Annotated in this window: 14 protein-coding genes; 8 read left to right on the top strand and 6 right to left on the bottom strand. The window is 70.6% G+C overall.

The features are described 5' to 3' along the window. Positions 1-295 precede the first annotated feature (295 nt). Positions 296-2,227: a 1-deoxy-D-xylulose-5-phosphate synthase gene (dxs, locus tag BM199_RS19715; protein WP_091674907.1), complete on the top strand. Its 1,932-nt coding sequence runs from the start codon at positions 296-298 to the stop codon at positions 2,225-2,227. Between the two features lie 2 nt (positions 2,228-2,229). Continuing rightward, positions 2,230-3,147, top strand: a complete 918-nt coding sequence (gene mmuM / locus BM199_RS19710; protein WP_091674747.1) for a homocysteine S-methyltransferase — start codon at positions 2,230-2,232, stop codon at positions 3,145-3,147. Here the strand turns inward: mmuM and BM199_RS19705 are convergent. The 4 genes from BM199_RS19705 to BM199_RS19690 are packed head-to-tail and all read right to left on the bottom strand — an operon-like array spanning position 3,144 to position 8,723. Further along, positions 3,144-4,565 carry an aminobutyraldehyde dehydrogenase gene (locus BM199_RS19705; protein WP_177242697.1) on the bottom strand — a complete coding sequence of 474 codons (1,422 nt, stop codon included), beginning with the start codon at positions 4,563-4,565 and terminating at the stop codon, positions 3,144-3,146. The two genes, mmuM and BM199_RS19705, sit on opposite strands and share 4 nt — an antisense overlap. Next, positions 4,562-6,229, bottom strand: coding sequence for a thiamine pyrophosphate-binding protein (locus tag BM199_RS19700; RefSeq protein ID WP_091674746.1), 1,668 nt, complete (start codon positions 6,227-6,229; stop codon positions 4,562-4,564). The genes BM199_RS19705 and BM199_RS19700 overlap by 4 nt, the downstream gene beginning before the upstream one ends. Further along, positions 6,226-7,206 (bottom strand): agmatinase, encoded by a 981-nt coding sequence (gene speB, locus BM199_RS19695; protein WP_091674745.1) that lies wholly within the window; start codon positions 7,204-7,206, stop codon positions 6,226-6,228. The genes BM199_RS19700 and speB overlap by 4 nt, the downstream gene beginning before the upstream one ends. Beyond that, positions 7,203-8,723, bottom strand: coding sequence for a sodium:solute symporter family protein (locus BM199_RS19690; RefSeq protein ID WP_091674905.1), 1,521 nt, complete (start codon positions 8,721-8,723; stop codon positions 7,203-7,205). Before BM199_RS19690 ends, speB begins: the two co-directional genes overlap by 4 nt. Positions 8,724-8,828: 105 nt before the next feature. Here BM199_RS19690 and BM199_RS19685 point away from each other — a divergent pair, with 105 nt between their 5' ends. The 6 genes from BM199_RS19685 to BM199_RS19660 all read left to right on the top strand — a co-directional run bounded on the left by BM199_RS19685 (position 8,829) and on the right by BM199_RS19660 (position 14,063). Beyond that, positions 8,829-10,340 (top strand): PucR family transcriptional regulator, encoded by a 1,512-nt coding sequence (locus tag BM199_RS19685; RefSeq protein ID WP_091674744.1) that lies wholly within the window; start codon positions 8,829-8,831, stop codon positions 10,338-10,340. 200 nt (positions 10,341-10,540) lie between these two features. Continuing rightward, positions 10,541-11,215, top strand: a complete 675-nt coding sequence (locus BM199_RS19680; RefSeq protein WP_177242696.1) for a response regulator transcription factor — start codon at positions 10,541-10,543, stop codon at positions 11,213-11,215. A gap of 51 nt (positions 11,216-11,266) precedes the next feature. Further along, positions 11,267-12,406, top strand: coding sequence for a sensor histidine kinase (locus BM199_RS19675; protein ID WP_091674743.1), 1,140 nt, complete (start codon positions 11,267-11,269; stop codon positions 12,404-12,406). A gap of 117 nt (positions 12,407-12,523) precedes the next feature. After that, positions 12,524-13,348, top strand: coding sequence for an aldo/keto reductase (locus BM199_RS19670; protein ID WP_091674742.1), 825 nt, complete (start codon positions 12,524-12,526; stop codon positions 13,346-13,348). Positions 13,349-13,389: 41 nt separating this feature from the next. After that, positions 13,390-13,671, top strand: coding sequence for a type II toxin-antitoxin system Phd/YefM family antitoxin (locus BM199_RS19665; protein WP_091674741.1), 282 nt, complete (start codon positions 13,390-13,392; stop codon positions 13,669-13,671). Then, complete coding sequence (locus BM199_RS19660) at positions 13,668-14,063, top strand: type II toxin-antitoxin system VapC family toxin (RefSeq protein ID WP_091674740.1); 396 nt, start codon at positions 13,668-13,670, stop codon at positions 14,061-14,063. The genes BM199_RS19665 and BM199_RS19660 overlap by 4 nt, the downstream gene beginning before the upstream one ends. 60 nt (positions 14,064-14,123) lie before the next feature. Here the strand turns inward: BM199_RS19660 and BM199_RS19655 are convergent, their stop codons facing one another. Continuing rightward, on the bottom strand, positions 14,124-16,232 hold the full coding sequence (locus BM199_RS19655) for a 3-hydroxyacyl-CoA dehydrogenase NAD-binding domain-containing protein (RefSeq protein WP_425425552.1): 2,109 nt from the start codon (positions 16,230-16,232) through the stop codon (positions 14,124-14,126). Then, positions 16,232-17,467, bottom strand: coding sequence for a thiolase family protein (locus BM199_RS19650; RefSeq protein ID WP_091674739.1), 1,236 nt, complete (start codon positions 17,465-17,467; stop codon positions 16,232-16,234). Before BM199_RS19650 ends, BM199_RS19655 begins: the two co-directional genes overlap by 1 nt. Positions 17,468-17,507: the final 40 nt, after the last annotated feature.

Below are 17,507 nucleotides of genomic sequence, written 5' to 3'. Positions count from 1 at the left end.
GCTCGTCGCGGTGCGGCCCGGTCGTCGTGCAGGCAACACCGCCGCGTCACCCGCGTCGGCTTGATCGATCGAAGGGGGATCGTACGGGTTGTGACCTGGGGCACCATGTCACCGCGTAACCGCGGTCACGATCCGTGATGCCGAAGCGTAGCCGAGAGTGCCCTGCCCGTCAGATCGGCGAGGCCCCGATGGTGTGGGCTGCTCCGGCGGGGCGTGGTCGCACTGGTGGGCCTCCGTAGACTGGGCAGAGCATTCCCGGATCGGGATGACGGGCGGCGAACAGGCGAGGTGGAGCGTGACGTTGCTGGAGTCCGTGCACGGACCGGCTGACCTGAAGCGGATGGACCACGACGAACTGGGGGTTCTCGCCGAGGAGATCAGGGCGTTCCTGGTTGAGAAGGTGTGCAAGAACGGTGGCCACCTCGGCCCCAACCTCGGCGTCGTCGAGCTGACGATGGCCCTGCACCGCGTGTTCGACTCGCCGTCCGACGCGATTCTCTACGACGTCGGGCACCAGTCCTATGTGCACAAGATCGTCACCGGCAGGCACGCGGACTTCGACACGCTGCGTCAGCGGGCCGGGGTCGCCGGGTATCCGGCCCGCGCCGAGAGCGAGCACGACTTCGTCGAGAACAGCCACGCCTCCACGGCGCTCTCCTACGCGGACGGCCTTGCCAAGGCGTTCCAGCTCGCGGGCGACGACAGGTACGCGGTGGCCGTCGTCGGGGACGGCGCCCTCACCGGCGGCATGTGCTGGGAGGCGCTGAACAACATCGCCGCCGACCCCCACCGGCCGGTCGTCATCGTGGTCAACGACAACGGCCGCTCCTACTCGCCGACGATCGGCGGCCTGGCCGATCACCTCGCGGCACTTCGGCTGCGGCCGGGTTACGAGCGGCTGCTCGACGGTGGCCGGGAGCTGTTGCAGCAGACGCCGGTCGTGGGCAGGCCGCTCTACGCCGCGCTGCACGCGGCCAAGGCGGGTATCAAGGACGCGCTGAGCCCGCAGATGATGTTCTCCGACCTCGGGCTGAAGTACCTCGGCCCGGTGGACGGACACGACCTTCCCGCGCTGGAGAAGGCACTGCACAGCGCCCGCTCGTTCGGTGGCCCGGTGATCGTGCACGCGGTGACCGAGAAGGGGCACGGCTACCCGCCTGCGGTCAACCACGAGGCCGACCAGATGCACCAGACCGACCCCATCGACCCGGAGACCGGCCTGCCGCCGGTGAAGGGGACGAGCTGGACGTCGGTGTTCGGCGCCGAACTGGCCGCGATCGGCGAGGAGCGTGCGGATGTCGTGGCCGTCACCGCCGCGATGCTGCGCTCGACCGGGCTGGAGAAGTTCGCCGATGCCTTCCCCGACCGCTGGTTCGACGTCGGCATCGCCGAGCAGCACGCCGTCACCTCCGCGGCGGGCCTGGCGATGGGCGGCCTGCATCCGGTGGTCGCGATCTACTCCACGTTCCTCAACCGCGCATTCGACCAGGTGCTGATGGACGTCGCGCTGCACCGCCAGCCGGTGACGCTCGTGCTGGACCGGGCCGGGATCACCGGGCCCGACGGCGCCAGTCACCACGGCATGTGGGATCTCTCGCTGCTCGGCATGGTGCCGGGCATGCGGGTCGCGGCCCCGCGCGACGCGGAGACGCTGCGCGAGGAACTGCGCGAGGCCGTCGCCATCGACGACGGGCCGAGCGTGCTGCGCTTCTCGAAGGGCGGTGTGGTCGAGTCGATCCCGGCCCTGAACCGCACCGGCACGGTCGACGTGCTCCGTGCGCCCGGTGCGGGGACCAGCGCGGACGTGCTGCTGGTCGCGGTCGGTGCGTTCGCCCGGCTCGGCCTCGCCGCGGCCGACCGCCTCGCGGATCAGGGCATCGGCGTCACCGTGGTCGACCCGCGCTGGGTGGTGCCCGTGCCGCAGGACCTGGTGCGGCTGGCACAGGAGCACCGCATGGTGGTCACCGTCGAGGACAGCGGCAGGCACGGCGGTTTCGGCTCCGCACTCGCCGCGGTGCTGCGGGACGCCGACTGCGACACCCCGCTGCGCGATCTCGCCGTACCGCAACGGTTCCACGCCCACGGCACCCGCGACGAGGTGTTGGCCGACGTCGGCCTGACCGCACAGGACGTCGCCCGCAGGGTGACCGAGTGGGCCGCCACCCGGATCGGTCAGCCCGCCACGAGCCCCGGTGCGCGGTCCGAGGCCCGTCCCGCGCGGGACTGAGGGTGCCTGAGCGGGCGTCCGGGCGGCTCGGGGAGGCACTGGCCGCCGCAGGGACGCCGCTCGTGCTCGACGGCGGTCTCGCGACCGAACTCGAGGCCCGCGGCCACGACCTGTCCGGGGCGCTGTGGTCGGCCCGGCTGTTGCGTGACGCGCCCGAGGAGATCGTGGCGGCCCACGCCGCGTTCTTCGCGGCCGGTGCGGAGATCGCCATCACCGCCAGCTACCAGGCCAGCTTCCCCGGCTTCGCCGCGGCGGGCATCGGCCACGACGAGACCGTGGCCCTGCTCCGCCGCAGCGTCGAGGTGGCGCGGCAGGCGCGGGACCAGGTGCCGGGAACCGGACGACGACGCTGGATCGCGGCTTCGGTCGGCCCGTACGGTGCCGCACTCGCCGACGGCTCGGAGTACCGCGGCCGGTATGGCCTCGGCGTCGCGGAACTCGCCGACTTCCACCGGCCCCGGCTGGAGGTGCTGGCCGGTTCGGGCGCCGACGTCCTCGCGCTGGAGACAGTGCCGGACCAGGTGGAGGCGGTGGCCCTGCTGTCGGCCCTCGACGGCCTCGACGTTCCGGTGTGGCTGTCCTACACCGTCGACGGCGGCCGGACCAGGGCCGGGCAACCCCTGGACGAGGCGTTCGCGGTGGCAGCCGAGCACGACGGCGTCGTGGCCGTCGGGGTCAACTGCTGTGCGCCCGGCGAGGTCACCCACGCCGCGTCCGTGGCGCGCGCGGTCACCGGCAAGCCGGTGATCGCCTACCCCAACAGCGGGGAGACGTGGGATGCCGCCGGGCGCCGCTGGACCGGACGGAGCGACTTCGGCGTGGACGTACGCGACTGGGCCGCGGCGGGGGTCCGGATCGCCGGCGGGTGCTGCCGCGTCGGCCCGGCACAGATCTCCGCGATCGCCGCCCGGCTCGGCTAGCGTCCCGTGTCGCTCATGACGTGCTTGACCCTGGTGTACTCGGCGAACGAGTAGGCCGAGAGGTCCTTGCCGTGACCGGAATGACCGAAACCTCCGTGCGGCATCTCCGCGACCAGCGGCCCGTGGGTGTTCAGCCAGACACAACCGAAGTCCAGCTCCGCGGACACGCGCAACGCCCGGCCGTGATCCCTGGTCCAGACCGAGGACGCGAGGCCGTAGGGCACACCGTTGGCCAGTTCGACGGCCTCCTGTTCGGTGGCGAACCGCTGCACGGTGAGCACCGGGCCGAAAATCTCCTCCTGCACGATCCGGTCCCGCTGCGCCAGCCCGGAGATCACCGTGGGCGCGAAGAAGAATCCCCGGTCCGCCGCCACCTTCCCGCCGGTGTGGATTCGCGCCCGTCCCGGCAGGTCGCCCACCAGGCCGGTGACCCGGTCGAGCTGTGCCGCGCTGTTCAGCGGCCCGAAGTCCACGCCCGTGTCCTCCGGTGGACCCGTCCGGGTACCTGCCGCCGCCGTGGTCAGCGCCTCCACGAATTCGTCGTGGACGGACTCGTGGACCAGTACCCGGCTCGCGGCCGTGCAGTCCTGGCCCGCGTTGTAGCAGGCCGCTTCCACGACCGCGGCGGCCGTGGCCGCCACGTCGACGTCGCCGAACACCACCAGCGGCGCGTTGCCGCCCAGCTCCAGGTGAGTTCGCGTGAGGTCGGCCGCCGCTACCGTGGCCACGTCGATCCCGGCCCTGGTCGACCCGGTGATGGACACCAGGTCCGTATCCGGGTGCGCCACCATCGCCCGCCCCGTGTCGCGGTCGCCGCAGACGAGGTTGACCGCGCCCGTCGGAAGGAACTCCGCCGCCGCCCGCACCAGCAGTGCCGCGCTGGACGGGGTGGTCTCGGCCGGCTTGAGCACCACGGTGTTGCCCGCGGCCAGTGCCGGCGCGATCTTCCACACGGCCATCATCAGCGGGTAGTTCCACGGGGCGATCTGCGCGCACACGCCGACCGGTTCCCTGCGGATCATCGAGGTGTGCCCCGGGAGATACTCCGCGGCCGCGGTGCCCTCGAGCATCCGCGCCGCACCCGCGAAGAAGCGCAGGGCGCTGACGCTCTCCGGGATCTCCTCGTCCAGCACCACCGCGCGGGGCTTGCCGGTCTCGCGGATCTCGGCCTCCGCGAGCTCCCCGGCATCGCGTTCCACAGCGTCGGCCAGCTTCAGCAGCGCCAGCTGCCGCTGGGCGGGGGTGCTGCGCCGCCACTGCCCGAACGCCGTCCGCGCGGCGCGCAGCGCGGAGTCCACATCGGACCCACGGGACAGTACGCTCTGCCCGCAGAGTTCGCCGGTGCTCGGATTCACCAGGTCAAGGGTGCCCCCTTGCCCGGATTTCTCCTCGCCAGCGATCAGGTTGGAAACGGTCACGCGTCCTCCAGGTGAGTCGGTTCGAACATGCGCAGCACAGCGGGCAGTACCACCACACTCGGACCGGGGGTCCGCAGCGCCGCACCGAGGTCGTCGGTCAGAGAGTCCACAGAGGACACAACGGCCGGGACGGCGAACGCGCCCGCGAGTGCCGCGAAGTCCGGTCGGGCGAGTTCGGTGGCATGGGTGTGGCCGAACGTGCCGGTCAGGTACTCGCGGAGGATTCCGTACCCACCGTCGTCGACGACGAGCCAGGTCACGTCCAGCCCGTGCTGCGCGGCCGTCGCCAGCTCGGCGATCCCGTACATCGCCCCGCCGTCGCCGGAGACCGCGAGCACCGGGCCTTCGGCCGCCGCCGCGGCACCCAGCGCGGCGGGCAGCCCGTAGCCCAGGCCACCCGCTCCCTGCGCTGTGTGGATCGGGGCGCCATCGGGATTCCACGCCGACCAGGCCCAGTAGCCGAGGATCGTCATGTCCCAGAAACTCGGGGTTCCCGGGGGCAGCGCCGCCCGGATGTCGGCGAGCAGGCGCTGTTCGGTATCCAGTCGCTGTGTCCCGATCCGCTCCCGGATCCGGCCGCGCAGCCCGGCCACCGCCGCCTCCGCGCGCCCGTCCGCGTCGCGCCGGGGGACCGCCGCGACGAGCGCGTCCAGTGCGAGCGCGAGGTCGGCGTGGATGCCGACGGCCGCGTGGTTGGACTCCAGCACACCGTGGTCGGCGTCGATCTGGATCAGCCGACCGCGAGGGGTGAAGCGGTGGTAGTTGCTGGACAGCTCTCCGAGACCGGAGCCGAGGACCAGCAACACGTCCGCGTCCGCCATGAACTCGGTGCTGTGCCAGTCCTCCAGCCAGGACTGCCCGGACAGCGGATGTTCCCAGCCGAACGCGCCCTTGCCGCCGAAGGTCGACAGGACAGGGGCCCGCAGCGCCTCCGCGAGCTCCCGCAGCTGGCCCCGTGCGCCCGCACGGACCACCCCACCGCCCGCGAGGATCACCGGATTCTCCGCCGCCGAGAGCAGCCGGGCCGCCTCGGCGACGAGGTCCGGAAGCGGTGCGGGCCGGACCACGTCGACTTCGGCGGAGGTGATCGGCGGGAGGGTGGCAGGCGCGAGCAGCACGTCCTGCGGAATCTCGACCCACACGGGGCCGAACGGCGGGCTCGCCGCGCTCGTCCACGCCTGCCGCAGCACGGCCGGGATCTGGCTCGCGGTGCGTGCGACGTGCGTGGACTTGACCACGCCCCGGAAGCTTGCCCGCTGGTCCGGCAACTCGTGCAGATAACCGTGCCTGCCGCCGCCGAGGCCTGCCACGGGCACCTGGCTGGAGATCCCCATCACGGGCACGGATGACGCGCGTGCCTCCTGTAGTGACGCGAGCGTGAGCAGGGCTCCCGGCCCGGTCGAGACGATCATCGGCGTTACCGGCACCGGCCCGTTCGGTTCCGCGTCGAGCCGGGCGCGGGCATGGCCGTCGGCGGCGAACGCGAGGTTGTTCTCCACGCGGGCGCCGATCAGCCGGAGATCGGGTGCGCGCCGCAACGCCTCGAACAGGCCGAGCGCGTGCTGCCCGGGGAGCCCGAACACGGTCTCCGCGCCGAGCGCGCGCAGCGTCTCGACCACGAGATCGCCGCCGATGCGCGGTGTGCCGGCCGCTCCGCCGCTCACTGCTGCCGTCCCGGCCCCGGGTCCGCCGGGGCGTGCCGCAGCGCCAGCAGGCTCACCAGGTCGTACGCGACATGGGCGGCGGCGATGGCGGTGATCTCCGCGTGGTCGTAGGCCGGGGCCACCTCGACCACGTCCGCCCCGACCAGGTTGCAGCCGGCCAGCCCACGCAGGATCTCCAGCAGTTCCCGGCTGGTCATGCCGCCCGCCTCGGGGGTTCCGGTGCCCGGCGCGTGCGCGGGATCGAGGACGTCGATGTCGACGGAGATGTACAGCGGCCGGTCGCCGATCCGCTGGCGCAGCGCGTCGACGGTCTCGGCGACTCCCCGGCGCAGCACGTCTCCCGAGGTGACGATGCCGAAGCCGAGACGGCTGTCCTCGTCGAGGTCACCGCGCCCGTACAGCGGTCCCCTGGTGCCGACGTGGGAGAGCGCGCTGGTGTCCAGGATGCCTTCCTCCGCCGCCCGCCGGAACGGGGTTCCGTGCGTGTAGCGCTCGCCGAAGTAGGTGTCCCACGTGTCCAGGTGCGCGTCGAAGTGCAGCAGTGCCACCGGTCCGTGTCGCTCGGCGGCCGCCCGCAACAGCGGCAGCGCGATGGTGTGGTCGCCGCCGAGCGTGACCAGCCGCGTGCCGCCCGCGGTGAGTTCCGTGGCCTCGTGCTGGAGTGTCTCGATCGCCCTCCCGATGTCGTACGGGTTGACTGGGATATCGCCGGCGTCGGCGACCTGCGCGGAGGCGAACGGTGAGACGTCGAGGCCGGGGTGATAGGGCCGCAGGAGTCTGCTGCCCTCGCGGACCGCGTTCGGGCCGAACCGTGCGCCCGGCCGGTAGGACACTCCTGTGTCGAAGGGGACCCCCGCGACCACGACGTCGGCGTGGCCGACCTGATCGGTTCTCGGCAGCCGGGCGAAGGTGGCCGGCCCGGCGAACCGGGGGATCACCGAGGAGTCCACCGGTCCGATCGGGGGTTGTGCGGTCACGTCGTCCTCCTGATGGTGTTCGTAGCTGGCTTGGGCGTGGTCGGATCAGCGTCCGTGGACTCGCCGCGCCGGGACTCGCGCGCCTCGTCCGGATCATCGGTGCCGCCGCGCAGCCTCGCGTTCCACACGCTCAGTACGTCGGCACTGGTTCGTGGGGTCAGCAGGCTCACGACGACGTAGGCGAACAGGCTCGCGCCGAGGCCGTAGTAGATCGGCTCGTTGGCCAGCAGGCCCTCGGTGATCATCGAGACGATCACCACGACCGAGCCGGTGACCATCGACGCGAGGGCGCCCGCCCTGGTTCCGCGCGGCCACAGGAGCGCGCCGAGGATGGCCACCAGCAGCCCGCCGACGAGGATGTTGTAGGCCACCGTGAGCGCCGCGACGACGTCGGTGACGATCATGGCGATCCCGATCGCCAGCACACCGAGCACGAGCGTGGTCCAGCGGTTCGTGCTCACCGCGGTGTCGTCGGTGTCCTTGCCGTGGCCGCGCCGGAAGCGGGCCAGGATGTCCATGCTGCTCACGGTGGAGCAGGCGATGAGCGCGCCGCTCGCGGTGGACATGAGCGCGGACAGTGCCGCCGCGAGCACGAGGCCACGGAGGCCGGTGGGCAGCAGGTCGGCCACGATCGTCGCGAACGCGTCGTCCGCGTCGGCCAGGTTGGGGTACAGCGTCTTGGCTGCCGCGCCGATCAGTGCTCCGGCGATGGCGTAGACCACGCAGTACACGCCGGACCCGATACCACCGATCGTGGCGACCCTCGGCGAGCGCGCGGTGAAGACCCGCTGCCAGATGTCCTGCCCGATCAGCAGCCCGAACCCGTAGATCAGGACGTAGGTGAGGATCGTGCCCCCGCCGATGCTGTCGAACTCGAAGTAGCTCGGGTCGAGTTTGTCCGCCATGCCGTCGAGGCCGCCCGCCGCGGTGAGCGCGATCGGGAACAGCAGGAACAGGAAGCCGATCGTGGTGATCACGAACTGGGCGATGTCGGTCAGCGTGATCGACCACATGCCGCCGAGCACCGAGTAGAGCACCACGATGGCGCCGCCGATCGCGATTCCGGCCAGGCTGGGCAGGTCGAACAGGACGTTGAAAATGGTGGCGAACGCGAGCGTCGAGGTCACGGTGAGCATGAGGGTGTAGCCCCACATCACCACCCCGGAGATCGCGCTGGTCGAGCCGCCGTAGCGCAGGTCGAGCATTTCGGAGACGGTGTAGAGCCGCAGGCGCACGAGCCTGCGGGCGAACAGGGCGTGCAGGACCAGGATGCCGAGCCCGATCGTCAGCACCAGCCAGGCGCCGGAGATGCCATGGGTGTAGCCGAGCCCGACGCCGCCGATGGTGGACGCGCCGCCGAGTACGACGGCCGACATGGTGCCCGAGTACATGAACCCGCCGAGCCGCCTGCCCGCGACGAGATAGTCGCTGCGCGTCTTCGCGAGCCGCAGGCTGTACCAGCCGATGCCGATCATCCCGGCGATGTAGAGCCCGATCACCGCGTAGTCACCGATCACGGTGTCCTCCTCGAATCCGGCGATGTGATGGCGGCAACCGTAGATTCGCCGGACCGTCATCGGGCCTGGATATTCCATCCTGAATGCACGTACGCTTTGGCCGATATGACTAACTCCTGGTCCAGTGATGACACCGGGGTCGCGGTGACACTACGAACCGTCACCGAACATCCTGCGTTGTCGGTGGATCTCGTGCCGGGCACGACCCGGCCGGGTGACCTGGACAAGCCAGTGCGGTGGGCCCACGTCAGCGAGCTCCGGGAACCGGCGCCGTACCTGGTCGGGCAGGAGCTGTTGCTGACCGCCGGGGTGAACGTTCCGGAGGATCCGGCCGACGTCGACCGCTACGTCCTCGGACTGCAGTCGGCCGGGATCACCGCGCTCGGCTTCGGGCTCACCCCGCCGATGCACCCCGAGCTGCCGCCGGCGCTGGCCGCGGCCTGCGTGCGACACCGCCTTCCGCTGCTGGTGGTCGGTGTGCGAACGCCGTTCCTGGCGATCAGCCAGGCGGTGTCGGTCGCCCTGACCGAGGTGATCCAGCGGGAACAGCGCACGGTATCCGCGGCGCGTGAGGCTTTGACGACGGCCACGGCCGACGGGCTCACGGAACTGGCCGCCGAACTCGCGCGCAGGCTCGGTGCCTGGGTGTGCCTGGTGGGTCCTTCGGGCGAGCAGGTCGTCGAACGGGGCGCGCCGCGTCCCCTCGACGGCCGTGTCACCGCGCTGGTCGACCGGGTGCGCGCCGGGCAGGGGATCCGCAGCGCCACCACCGAGGTCGACGGCACCGTGGTCGTGGCCCAGCCGGTCTACCCGCAGGCGACCGCGTCGCAGGTGCTGGTGATCGGGCGCGCCGAACGGCTTGGCAGGGCCGAACGGGCGATCGTCGCCGTGGGAGCCGCCCTGCTCGGCCTCGCGGCGCGGTCGGGCTCCGACACCGCCGCCGTCGGTGCGGCCGCGACGAGCCTCCTGCTGGACTCGACCGCTCCGGCGGAGCTGCTCGCCGAGATGCTCGGGGCAGGGCCGTACCACCTGGTCGCGGGTGTTTACGACGGCGCGGGACCGGATCGGGTGGCCTCGGGACACGAGTGGCTGGCCACCCGGCTCGGGACCCCGCTGGTGCGCATCGGGCCGGGCTCGCGGTTCACGGCACTGGTCCGCACACCACCGGCCGGGCACGTGCTGGACGAGCTGCGCGGGCGGGGCTGGCTCGCCGTGGTCGGCGGTCCTCGCCGAGGTGATCGGCTCACGGGCGCCACCACCGAGGCCGACGGGCTACTACGCAGGGCGCGGGCACTGGGCAGACCGATCGTTTCCGGGGAGCAGCGGGATCTCGGCCTCGACGCGCTGATCGGGCCGCAGGAGGCCGGGGCGTACGCCGAGCGGGTGCTGGGACCGCTACGCGAGCTGGACGCCGCCAGGGGCGGCGAACTGGTCGACACCCTGGGGGTCTGGCTGGCCTGCCACGGCGGGTGGGACCGTACGGCGGCCGCGCTCGGCGTGCACCGCAACAGCGTGCGGCACCGGATTCGGCAGGTGGAACGCGCACTCGGCGTGGACCTCGGCGACCCCGAGACCCGGATGCAGCTGTGGTTCGCCCTGCGGTGGCGGTCCGGCTAACACCCGGCCGGGGGATCGCACTTTCCCGGGAAAGTGCGCAAGGACAAGCCCGCGAGCTGGGACGAGAGTTCCTCTCCATTGCACTTTCCCGGGAAAGTGCAATGGAGTGCCCCCGCGTGGGGATCGCACTTTCCCGGGAAAGTGCGGATTCGCGGCGCGGTTTCTCAGGTGCTCTCAGGAACGTATGGCACGGTTGTGACGTGCGGATTCTGGTAGTAGAGGACGAGGAACCACTCGCCGAGGCGATCGCCCGTGGCCTTCGCCGCGAGGGGATGGCCGTCGACGTCGCGTTCAACGGTGATGACGGACACGAGAAGGCGACGGTCACCAGGTACGACGTGGTGCTGCTCGATCGCGACCTGCCCGGAATGTCCGGGGACGAGTTGTGCAAGGAGATCGTCGAGTCGGGTGAGCTGACCAGGGTGCTCATGCTCACCGCGAGCGGGGCGGTGGCTGACCGGGTCGAGGGGCTGTCCCTCGGCGCCGACGACTACCTGGCCAAGCCGTTCGCCTTTCCCGAGCTGGTGGCGCGGGTGCGCGCACTCGGGCGCAGAGCGACGCCCGCGGCACCGCCGCTGCTCACCGCGGGGGACGTCGAACTCGATCCCGCCCGGCGGACGGTCCGGCGGGCGAGTGGGCCGGTGGAGCTCACCCGCAAGGAGTTCGGTGTGCTCGAGGTGCTGCTCGCCGCGGGCGGCTCGGTGGTCAGCAGCGAGGAACTGCTCGAGCGGGTCTGGGACGAGAACGCCGACCCGTTCACCACGACCGTGCGGGTGACCGTGATGACGCTGCGCAAGAAACTCGGCGAGCCCGGGATCATCGAGACGGTCGTGGGCTCCGGATACCGGGTCCCCGGTGCCGCCACGGCAGGCTGAGCGTCACCTCCCGCCGAACACCGTCGTGCGGCGTTGGGGTGAGATGAACCGATGAACGTGCTGGGCCGAGGAGTGCCCTTCCGCAGCCTGCGGGCCCGGATCACGCTGCTGGCCACCCTGCTGGCAGCCGGCGTGAGTCTCGTCCTGCTCTGGCTCGCCTGGCGACTGGTCGGGGACGCGGTGGCCGCGGTGCCGCAGATGCCGCCTGGTACGTCGGTCCGGGTCGACGGGGTCGATGTGGACGCCTCGGCGCTCGCCGAACATCTCCGGGACCAGGCGCGACAACGGGTGCTCCTGGTCGGAGCCGTGGCTTTCTGCTGCGTCGTCGGCGCTGCCGCGATCCTCGCGTGGACGCTCACCTCACGTGTGCTGCTACCGCTGCGGGAGATCACCGCCACCGCGCGCCGGCTCTCGGTCGAGTCGATGGGGGAGCGCATCGGCGGACTGCGCAGCCGTGACGAGCTGGCCGAACTGGCGACAACGTTCGACGAGATGCTGGACCGGCTGCAGGCCGCATTCGAGGCCCAGCGCCATTTCGTCGCCAACGCGAGCCACGAACTCCGCACCCCGCTCGCCGTGATCCGCACCGAACTCGAGGTCACCCTGGCCGACGAGGAGGCCGACGCCTCCGAGTTGCGGCGGATGGGCGAGGTGGTGCGGGACGCGACCCATCGCGCCGAGCAGTTGGTGGGCTCGCTGCTCCTGCTGGCCCGCACGGACGGCGCGGGGGTTGCCGTGCGCGAACCGGTTGATCTCGCGGCGGTGGTCGGCAGCGCCTGGCGGGCGGTGGCGGACGAGGCCGGGCAGCGACGACTGCGGACGGAGTTCCACACCGGTCAGGCCGTGGTCACCGGAGACCCCGCGCTCCTCGAACGGGTGGCGGGCAACCTGCTGGAGAACGCCGTGCGGCACAACGTCGACGGTGGCTGGATCGAGGTCCACACCCAGGCCGGGCAGCGGTGGTGCGTGCTGCGGGTGCGTTCCTCCGGCGGTCTGATCGATCCGGTCACCGTGACCGAGTTGTTCGAGCCGTTCCGCAGGTCGGGTATCGCCAGGACGGCCCGCTCGGGTGCCGGTCTCGGACTGTCGATCGTGCGCGCGGCGGTGCAGGCGCACGAGGGGACAGTCACGGCGGAGCCGGTCGTTGGCGGGGGCCTCACCGTGACGGTGCACCTTCCCGCCGCGCACTGATACGTCCCCAATGTGGCATTGGGGACGTTGGATGTCCCCAATGCCACATTGGGGACACGTCACACACCGCCACCCCGCCGGTTCGCCTACGGATCAGTACCGGGTTACGGTGCGGCCATGGTTCCCACTGTCCCGCTCAGCGAAGACGTTTCGATGCCCCGCCTGGGTTTCGGGGTCTACAAGATCCCGGACGACGAGACCGCCGAGGTGGTGCGGACCGCGATCGAGGCGGGCTACCGCAGCATCGACACGGCCACGCTGTACGCCAACGAGCGCGGGGTGGGCGCCGCGGTGCGGGAGTCGGGGCTGCCGCGCGAGGACCTGTTCGTTACCACGAAACTGTGGAACACCGACCACGGGTACGACGCGGCACTGCGCGCCTTCGACACGAGCCTCGGTGAACTCGGTCTCGACTACGTGGACCTCTACCTGATCCACTGGCCGCTGCCCGCGCTGGACCGGTACGTCGAGACCTGGCGTGCGTTGCAGAAGATCCTCGCCGACGGGAGGGTCCGGGCGATCGGTGTGTCGAACTTCCAGATCCCGCACCTGCGGCGGCTGATGGACGAGACGGGGGTGACGCCCTCGGTCAACCAGGTGGAGGCGCATCCGCGGATGCAGCAGGCGGAACTGCGTGCCTTCCACGAGCGCCACGGCATCGTGACCGAGGCCTGGAGCCCGTTGGCCCGCGGGGGTGATCTGTTCCACGAGGAGGTCGTGCGCACGGTGGCGCACAAGCACGGCAAGACCCCGGCTCAGGTCGTGCTGCGCTGGCACATCGAGATGGGGCACGTGGCCATCCCGAAGTCGGCGACCCCGGAACGTATCGCGGAGAACGTCGACATCTTCGACTTCGAGTTCGACAGCCAGGACATCTCCGGCTTCGCCACGCTGGAGCAGGCCAAGCGGATCGGACCGGACCCGGACATACTCGGGGCGTAGCGCCTTGTAGCACTTATGGAGAGAAGTGCTACAGTTGTGCTATGACAGAGACCATCGGGCAGCGTGAGCTGCGCAACGACAACGCCGAGATCATGCGGCGGGTCGAGGCAGGCGAGAGCTTCACCGTCACCCGCAACGGCAAGCCGGTCGCGGATCTGGTGCCACACCAGGAGTCCGGCAAGCCTTCCCGGCGTCTGTCCGCAGGCGAAGCATTGAATCAGCTGCGAGCACTTCCGCCGATCAACGTCGAAAGCTGGTACCGGGAACGTGCGGCGGACGACGCCATTTTTGGTCCGGATGATCCGGACGAGGCGCTTCGGTGACCGATGCGGTTCTTTTCGATACGTCGGTCCTGATTGATCCACGGCCCGCCGACCTTGGCGAGTTCGCAGCGGCAAGCCCTTCGGTGAGTGCGATCAGCGTAGCGGAACTGGCCTATGGTCTCGATGCTGAGGATCCACTCGAACGGCACGTTCGCGCCGAAAGACTCGACTGGGTGCTCGACCGGTTTCCGGTGCTGCCGTTTGATCTCGCGGAGGCGAGGATCTACGGCACCCTGGCCGCGCTGGTCCGGCGAGCAGGTCGCGATCCCCGGCCTCGGCGGCTGGATCTGCAGATCGCCGCGACCGCGGTGACGAACTCACTGCCACTGCTCACCCGCAACGAGAGGGACTTCACCGGTCTCGAGCGCCTGCTGCGAGTGATCTCCGTCTGACGGTCGTTCGTCGGCGAGTTCCCTGGCACGGAACTCGCCGACGAACGCACTGATCCAGTGTCAGTTCGCCGGGACCGAGGCCGCGCCCGGTGACAGGAACCGCCCGCCGTTGACCTTCTCCGAGATGCCCGAGCGGTCCAGGTACGGCGTGATGCCACCGAGCCAGAACGGCCAGCCCGCGCCCAGGATGAGGCACAGGTCGATGTCCTGTGCCTCGGCGACCACACCCTCGTCGAGCATGATCCGCACCTCCTCGGCGATCGCGGACACCGCCCGTTCGCGGACCTGCTCCGCGGACTGCGGTGCGTCGCCCTGCTGCCACAGCTCGGCGACCTCGGGGTCGAGCGTCGCGTTGCCCTGCTCGTCCCAGGTCCACACCGCCGACTTGCCCGCGTCGACGAACCGTTTCAGGTTCGCCGAGACGCCGAAGCGGTCCGGGAACGCGGCGTGCATCGTCTCGGCGACGTGCAGCGCCACCGGCGGTCCGACGAGCTGGAGCAGCGTCATCGGCGACATCGGCAGGCCGAGTGGGTCGAGTGCGGTGTCCGCGACCTCGAACGGTGTGCCCTCGTCCACGGAGGCCAGCACCTCACCGAGGAACCGTGTCAGCAGCCGGTTCACCACGAACGCGGGCGCGTCCTTGACCAGCACACTGGACTTCTTCAGCTGCTTGCCCACCGCGAACGCGGTGGCGAGTGTCGCGTCGTCGGTCCGCTCCCCGCGTACGATCTCCAGCAGGGGCAGCACCGCGACCGGGTTGAAGAAGTGGAACCCCACCACCCGCTCGGGGTGCTCCAGCCGCTCCGCCATCTCGGTGATCGACAGCGAGGACGTGTTGGTGGCCAGCACGCACTCCGGGCCGACGACGGCCTCGACCTCGCTGAACACCTGCTGCTTGATCCCGAGCTCCTCGAAGACCGCCTCGATCACGAAGTCGGCGTCGGCGAACGCCGACTTGTCCAGCGAGCCGGAAACCAGCGCCTTCAGCCGGTTGGCCTCGTCCTGTGAGACCCGCCTCTTGTCGAGCAGCTTGTCGACCTCACCGTGCACATAGGACACACCCTTGTCCACGCGCGCCTGGTCGATGTCGGTGAGAACCACGGGAACCTTGAGCCTGCGGACGAACAGCAGCGCCAGCTGGCTGGCCATCAGGCCCGCTCCGACGATCCCGACCTTGCCGACCTTGCGGGCCAGCGACTTGTCCGGTGCGCCTGCCGGCTTCTTCGCCCGCTTGTTGACGAGGTTGAACGAGTACAGGCCCGCGCGCAGGGTATCGGTCATCAAAACCTCGGTCAGCGCGTCCGTCTCGGCCGCGTAGCCCCGGTCCAGGTCTTTCGCCCTGGCCAGTTCCAGCAGTTCGATCGCCTTGTTCGCGCCGGGGGAGGCTCCCTTCGTCTTACCATCCACAATGGCCTTCGCGCGGCCGATGGCGGCGTCCCACTCCTGTCCCCGGTCGATCTCCCGGCGTGGGGGAGTGACCTCGCCGCGGACGACCTTCGCCAGCCAGAGCAGGGACTGCTCCAGATAGTCGGCGGAGCCGAACACCTCGTCCACGATGCCCAGCTCGGCGGCCTGCGCGGGTTTGAGCATCTTGTTCTGGTTCAATGCGTTCTCGACGATCACCGTGACGGCGGCGTCCGGTCCGATGAGGTTCGGCAGCAGCTGTGTTCCGCCCCAGCCGGGGAACAGTCCGAGGAACACCTCGGGCAGCGCGATTGCCGCCGTGTTGTCCGACAGGGTGCGGTAATGACACGAGAGAGCCAGTTCCAGTCCGCCGCCCATCACCGCACCGTTGACGAAGCCGAAGGTCGGGATCTTCGATTCGGTGAGCCTGCGGAACACGTCGTGGCCGGTCTGCGCGATCTGCCTGGCGAGGTCCGGGTCGGAGATCTCCTCGACGCCGGAGAGGTCGGCGCCGACGGCGAAGATGAACGGCTTGCCGGTGACCGCGATCGCGGCCGGTTCGGCGGCGAATGCCTCGTCCAGTGCGGAGTTCAGGCTCACCAGGCCCTGCGGACCGAATGTCGAGGGCCGGTTGTGATCGAGACCGTTGTCGATCGTGATCAGTGCGACCTGCCTGTCGAGTCCGGGCACCGAGATCAGCCGGGTCACGGCGGTGGTCACGACCTCGTCGGGGAACGCGGCCTTGGCCTGTTCGGCGGAAATCATCAGTTCGTGCTCCCATCGAAAGCCGGGTTCTCCCAGATGACCGTGCCACCCATGCCGATACCCACGCACATCGTCGTGATGCCGTAGCGGACGTCCGGGCGCTCGGCGAACTGGCGGGAGAGCTGCGTCATCAGCCGGACACCGGAGGAGGCCAGTGGGTGACCGCAGGCGATCGCACCGCCCCATGGGTTGACCCGCTCGTCGTCCTCGGCGATGCCGAAGTGGTCGAGGAAGGCCAGCACCTGCACGGCGAACGCCTCGTTGACCTCGAACAGGCCGATGTCGTCGATCGTGAGGCCTGCGCGGGCCAGCGCCTTCTCGGTCGCGGGGACGGGGCCGATGCCCATCACCTCGGGCTCGACCCCGGCGAAGGAGTAGCCGACCAGGCGCATTCCGACCGGCAGCCCGAGTTCACGCGCCGTCTCCTCGTCCGCGAGGATCGCGCCGGTGGCGCCGTCGTTGAGGCCCGCGGCGTTGCCCGCGGTCACCCGGCCGTGCGGGCGGAACGGCGTCTTGAGACCGGCCAGCTGCTCCACCGTGGTTCCGGGCCGGGGCGGCTCGTCCTCGGTCGCGAGGCCCCAGCCGAGTTCCGCGGAGCGGGTGGCCACCGGGACCAGCTCGGGGCCGATCTTGCCGGTCTTGACCGCCTCGGCGAACCGCTCCTGACTGCGGACCGCGAAGGCGTCGGTGCGCTGCTTGGTGATGTCCGGGTACCGGTCGTGCACGTTCTCCGCGGTCTGGCCCATGACCAGCGCGGTCGGGTCGACGAGCTTGTCCGCCACGATGCGCGGGTTGGGGTCCACGCCCTCACCCATCGGGTGACGACCCATGTGCTCCACACCGCCCGCGATCACGACGTCGTACGCGCCGAAGCCGATTCCGCTGGCCGTGGTGGTCACGGCCGTCATCGCGCCGGCGCACATGCGGTCGATCGCGAAGCCGGGCACCGACTTGGGCAGCCCGGACAGCAGCGCCGCCGTGCGGCCGATGGTCAGGCCCTGGTCGCCGGTCTGCGTGGTCGCGGCGACCGCGACCTCGTCGATCCGCTCGGGCGGCAACTCGGGGTGCCTGCGCAGCAGCTCGCGGATGACCTTGACGACGAGATCATCCGCCCGGGTTCCGGCATAGATGCCCTTGTCGCCTGCCTTGCCGAACGGGGTGCGCACCCCATCGACGAAGGCCACAGTGCGTACCGCGCGCGCGGTCGGCGCCTGCGGAGTTGCGGGAGTGGCCACGAATACTCCTCAGCTGGAATCGGAAAGTCGAATGACCGCA

Origin of the sequence: Amycolatopsis marina, assembly GCF_900111885.1 — a bacterium.
In the GTDB taxonomy this organism is placed as follows: Bacteria; Actinomycetota; Actinomycetes; order Mycobacteriales; family Pseudonocardiaceae; genus Amycolatopsis; species Amycolatopsis marina.
This window is presented reverse-complemented; position numbering and strand designations above follow the sequence as displayed.